This is a genomic window from Candidatus Binatia bacterium, from assembly GCA_029243485.1.
Taxonomy (GTDB): Bacteria; Desulfobacterota; Binatia; order UBA12015; family UBA12015; genus VGTG01.
In genome coordinates this window covers 1-4,169 of the sequence record JAQWRY010000046.1, presented here as the reverse complement: position 1 = coordinate 4,169, position 4,169 = coordinate 1, and the positions used below count along the sequence as shown (strand labels likewise).

3 protein-coding genes, 2 tRNA genes and 1 pseudogene are annotated in these 4,169 nt (G+C 63.6%); 5 read left to right on the top strand and 1 reads right to left on the bottom strand.

The features are described from left to right. A pseudogene (locus P8R42_12955) lies at positions 1–140 on the bottom strand (transposase). Between the two features lie 736 nt (positions 141–876). Between P8R42_12955 and P8R42_12950 the strand changes: the two are divergent. The 5 genes from P8R42_12950 to P8R42_12930 all read left to right on the top strand — a co-directional run bounded on the left by P8R42_12950 (position 877) and on the right by P8R42_12930 (position 4,167). Continuing rightward, positions 877–1,587 (top strand): hypothetical protein, encoded by a 711-nt coding sequence (locus tag P8R42_12950; protein MDG2305525.1) that lies wholly within the window; start codon positions 877–879, stop codon positions 1,585–1,587. A gap of 626 nt (positions 1,588–2,213) precedes the next feature. Then, on the top strand, positions 2,214–2,705 hold the full coding sequence (locus P8R42_12945) for a hypothetical protein (GenBank protein ID MDG2305524.1): 492 nt from the start codon (positions 2,214–2,216) through the stop codon (positions 2,703–2,705). A 659-nt stretch (positions 2,706–3,364) separates the two neighbouring features. Then, positions 3,365–3,437: transfer RNA gene (locus P8R42_12940), tRNA-His, on the top strand. A gap of 99 nt (positions 3,438–3,536) precedes the next feature. Next, positions 3,537–4,019 (top strand): NUDIX domain-containing protein, encoded by a 483-nt coding sequence (locus P8R42_12935; GenBank protein MDG2305523.1) that lies wholly within the window; start codon positions 3,537–3,539, stop codon positions 4,017–4,019. Between the two features lie 75 nt (positions 4,020–4,094). After that, positions 4,095–4,167: transfer RNA gene (locus tag P8R42_12930), tRNA-Lys, on the top strand. The last annotated feature ends 2 nt before the right edge of the window (positions 4,168–4,169 follow it).

Here is a 4,169-nt window from a genome sequence, read left to right as displayed (position 1 = left end):
CTGTGCGGTCGGACGTGGTTGTACTCGAGCCGCCACCATTGGGTCAGGATCTTTGCCTCCTGCACCGTGTAGAAGATCTCGCCGTTGAGAAGTTCATCGCGAAGCCTTCCGTTGAAGCTCTCGATGTAGCCGTTCTCCCACCGACCTTCTCTAATATTCGGGCCGGACCGGTTTTCGGGGGGGGGGGGCCACCGGCGTTCGCCCACACGAGGTAGGCGTTCTGGGGAATGTACTGGACGAATTGACCTCCGCCGGCGTGAATCAGGCGTCGGTCGGAGGCGCGTCGAACTGGACGAGTTGCAACCGCCGTTCGGCCGTCCCGGCCGGCAACCGGCTACGCGTGTCTCGCGGCCCGCGGCGCAGATGGATTCGGTCGAAGTCCTGACGGTCTTCAGTACCTGCCCAGCCAATTTGGCAAGCCTTGTGCCAGAGGACCACCAGGTGGGCACCCATGCGCGAGATGGGACTTTAGAAATCCGTCTAGGGCCAGCCGACCATGCTGGTCCTGGTCGCAAGGCCATGGAAATCAGATGAAACTCCGATTTGTACCCGGGCTATCGGGGCCTGCGCTGGGGCGCAGAGAGGCCCCGTGAACTCCTCAAGCACGGCTTCGAAGTGGAAACTCGCTGTCTAAGAGTCTGTCTCAGAGCGGTGAGACTCGGCGCGAGGCAGAATCCGGCGCTCAAACAGCGTCGCGAGTTGGAGGCGAGCGGGTGTTTGTTCCGGTCCGTTCTCCCCATCGATCGGCGGCGGAGGGCGAGCCCTCGGTAGTTGACATTGGTTTTGGAATCTGAGGTGGGGCGGGTTAAGGTTGACTATAGGGTCTTTCCCACTTGGGGAGAGAGACCTCATTCCCGCACAGAAATGGAGTAATAAATGGTTGCCTCGATTCGCGTGACACTGTTGGTGGGCTTGCTGCTCTTGCCGCTGTCTGAGGCCGAAGCGGGAAAAATCCGCCCACGTACCAAGGTGCGGGACGTCGATGTGAGTACGGTCGTCGCGAGCAAGGTCGCCATCTCGAACGTCTGCGGAAATGGCGCCATGGCGGGGATTGAAAGCGTCTTCAACGCCAAACTCTCCCGGTTGGGAAAATTGCAGGTGAGTGTTAGCGCCTCGTGGGACTGGGGAAGCTCCAACTCGGACCATCCGGCAGCGCTCGTGAACGTGTCGCCACAGGAACTGGGTGACTACCTGAACGCGTGCGCGACCTTCACGTCCGGTGCTACCGTGCGCCTCGTCCGCATCGCCGGAGCGATCCTCAATCCAGGCGTGGGCGATATCATTGCCGAGATCACCGGCGGAAGCGTGTACGAGGTCGTGGTCGCGCCGGACGCGCGCGTCGCCGCGGCTGACCATGGTGGCACCTGCCCCGCCATCGGCGTCCCAGGGATAAATGGCACGATCAATGAGTCCATCACCAACTTCGAAGCAGACCCGAGCGACCCGGATACCCCGCGAGGCAGCATCTCGGGCAGCCGATGGGTGAGTTCGGTAGCGCGCATCACCGGAACGATTCGTACCCGGCTGAACTCATGCACGGGCGAGGCGAAGAGCTTCCTCGCCACCAAGATCAACAAGCCCTATTAGGGCGTGCGGCCACCGCCGAGACGCTCAAGCAAGAGTTCGTGCGGGCGGTAACCACGGGGGCGGCAGAGTTCGAGTTCAGCTGAAGTTGAGTCGAACTGGAGTCACTCCGACCCCGTGGAGGGGTGAGCGCTTGATTCTCAGGCGGGCTCGACGTGCCTTTCCTCGCATCCCCTTGGCGACAGCTCGTCGATGGAGAAGTGACGGCGACGCGGGCTGTCGAAGCCCGCGGTGAAACCGAAGCTCGCCATCTCGCCTTTGGCGTGCGACCCGAGGGGGGCGGTCGCAAAAAGCGCTCGACTACGCGTAGGTTACCTCGACCCGAATCTTCGCTTTTGCTTTCAGGTTGTCGGAACTCAAGATGAGAGTTTTTACCGACGCGCCCCCATTCAGAGTCAGGCCGCTGGAGAAGTCGAGGGTTTTGGTTGCGATCGGACCGTCGCCGGTGAGCTTGTTGCCGCAAGGCCCGACCCACCAGATGCCGGCGTCGTCATACTCTCCGAAGATGACATCTACACTGAAATTGAGCGAGACATCGTGATAGGCGCCACCATTCCTGGAAAGAGCGTGCTCTCGCCATCATGGAGGTCGTATGGCCCCTTGAAAATTGAATTGCCTTTTTGCGAGCCTTGGCTGGGGTAGCCTCGAAGGCCCCAGAGGATCTCGCCCGCGCCCTTCGAGTCAGCGTTGCCGTCTTCGATGATCAGCAGGTCGTGATTCACTCGGAGATGCACCGAGTTCTCCCCCCGGGCGGCTGGGTCGTCGTGACCGCCTGGACTCGGGACTTCGACATGTTTCGGCTGTTCGGCTCGGGGATGCGCGAGGCGCTTCCGGACTTGCGGCCCCCTGCGGACTCGGCAATCTTCAGCCTCGCCGACCCGGTGGCGTTCGAGACGTTGATCCGCGGCGCGGGGTTCGTGGACGCGAACGTCTATACCGTGACGCACGACTTTGGAGTGCAGTCCGCGGAGACCTTCTGGGAACTCATGAGCGGGTCTGCACCGCTTGCGGTCGCGCTACTTCGCGCGTTGAGCGACGAGCAGGTCGCGAGTGTTCGGAAGGCGGTCGTGGGGAAGATCGTTCTCTCGAGCACGGCTCACATCGGTGTCGGGATCAAGTAGGTCAGGAAACGGTTGAAGGATGACTCGAACGACTGCGTTCCTACTTCCGCTCGCGCTCTGTGCGGCGGTGATGGTCACAACCTCGGGGTGTGGGGACTCTGCGTCGAGAGGTGACGGCGCGGTCGGCCGCCCGCATCCGGTCTGATCTTCGGGTGCAACCTCGGCTGTGTTCCGCCGGCCGCGGAGCCACTGCCAGCGCTTCTGGTTCTGGGCGGTGCGAACGAGGATGCTGAAGAACCAGGTGTCGATCGTCGATTCGCCGCGAAATGAGCTCAGGCTGTCGGAACGTGCGGACGAAGGCGTCCTGGACGATGTCTTTTCGGGGCTGCGTCGTCGCCGCCTAGAGGGCGCCGCGCCAGCCGGTGGCCCGGTCGATGTTGGCCGAGAAGAGCGCACCGAATTCCTCGTCGGTAATCGCATTCTCGGGTCTGCGGCTCCCCATCGCTCCGGGCTCTTCGTTCCTGACCGCGTGTAAGGGACCCGGGGGGTTCGACACCGCAGATCCGCCCTGGGTTTACAGCCGGCTACCCACCCTGAATTCACTGGATTTTCGCCCGCCGGCCGCCCGTCCGGCAACCCCTTGTATAAAGGGGGCAGAACGCGGACGCCTGGGGCTGGATCCACCCCGCACGGCTCGCTATCACGAAAGTCGTCACGTGGTGGGTGTAGCTCAGTCGGTAGAGCGCTGGATTGTGGCTCCGGAGGCCGCGGGTTCAAGCCCCGTCACTCACCCTATGGCATCCCGATCGCGGGTTGTAGGAACCTTTCGGGGTTCCGACGACCCGCGGCTCGGCCCGCCCGCCTTGGCGGAGCGCGCATGGATGTAGCCGCCTGGATCCGCCGCCTGCGCGAGCTGCGCGACCGTACGCCGATGCTGTTCCCTGCGGGATGGTGGAGGCGGGGGAGTCCTTCGAAGCGGCGGCCGTTCGCGAGGCGCACGAAGAGATCGGCCTCTCGCCGGATTCGATCGAGGTCGTCGGCTGGCTCGACGACGCGTGGAGCGGCTCGGGGAGCTATCTCGTTCCGTACGCCGCGCTGACACCGTCGCGGCCCGCGTTCACGGCGAACCCGGCCGAAGTCGAGGAGATCCTCACGCCGGATGTGGAAGAACTGCTTCGACCCGCGGCGCGCGGCGAGGAGATGGTCGAGTTCCGCAGCGGCCACTACCTCAACGAGACCATCGAGTTCGCGGGAGGTTCGGTCTTCGGCCTGACGGCGGATCTGCTCCTCGAAGCGCTCGAGTGGGGGCAGGGAAGGACCCCTCGGCGCGGCGAGTCCCGGTTCCGGGATCTGATCTCGTACCACCAGGAGTGAGCCGAGTCTTGCCCCGGCGGGTTGGCCCGCCGGCCGAGAGTTGCACGGCTTCGCCGAGGTCTGTAGAGACGTCGTGGGCCGCTAGCTCAGTTGGTAGAGCAGCTGACTCTTAATCAGCGGGTCCTCGGTTCGATCCCGGGGCGGCCCATT

Bases quoted from the DNA above. Each gene is read 5' to 3' on its own strand.
- P8R42_12950 (MDG2305525.1), top strand. From the start codon at position 877: ATGGTTGCCTCGATTCGCGTGACACTGTTGGTGGGCTTGCTGCTCTTG.